The following is a 697-nucleotide window of genomic DNA, read 5'->3' on the forward strand; positions in this document are numbered from 1 at the left end:
GGTCGGGCACCAGGCCGTCGAGCACGTGCGCGCCGGTGCCCGTGGCGGCGGCGACCTCCCGGGCGGCCGCGGCGCGAGCGGCGTCGTCCGCGCCGTCCTGCTGCGCCGGCGCACCGGCGGGGTCCTCGGCCACCTCCCGCACCGCGCCAGCTTCTACCACCGCGCAGGCCGCGGCGCAGGGGTGTGCGGCGCGTCGCCGCCTGCAGGTGGGTGAACTGCACCACACTCGGGCTGGGTGAACTGTGGATGCGCGGCCTGGATGCCGAGGAGAAGGGAGGTAAGGTCCGACACGGGACGGCGCGCACCACGGGTGTGCACCTGCCCCACCGGTCCTCGGGGCACCAGCAGCACCGCGCGCCGGTCGCACCACGCACCAGCCGTGTATCAGCTCCACCACGTACGAGCTCCACCCCCGGGCGGGCCACCGACCGGGGCGGCGCGCCGCGCCAGACGCCACAGGGCCCCGGCCCCCGACCGCACTGGACGTAACGCCTTGCCGCAGCTGACCTCCGCTCTCCGTCGAGCCCTGCTGGCCACCGCCGCCGGTGTGGGTGCCACGTGCCTGGCCGCCACCGCGGTGCAGCCGGCGCTGGCCGCCCCGGCCGTCGCCGTGGCGCCGCCGGTGACGACCGCGGCGGTGTGGCCGGCGAGGACGCCGGTGAGGCGCGTGGTCGCGCAGGCGCCGACGCCGCAGGAG

At 78.2% G+C, this 697-nt stretch carries 1 pseudogene; it reads left to right on the forward strand.

Going from position 1 to position 697, the window contains the following annotated elements:
* Positions 1-493 precede the first annotated feature (493 nt).
* Positions 494-697: pseudogene (locus tag ABEB16_RS22710) on the forward strand (hypothetical protein); the annotation flags it as partial.

Source organism: Kineococcus glutinatus (assembly GCF_039542765.1).
GTDB classification, from domain to species: domain Bacteria; phylum Actinomycetota; class Actinomycetes; order Actinomycetales; family Kineococcaceae; genus Kineococcus_A; species Kineococcus_A glutinatus.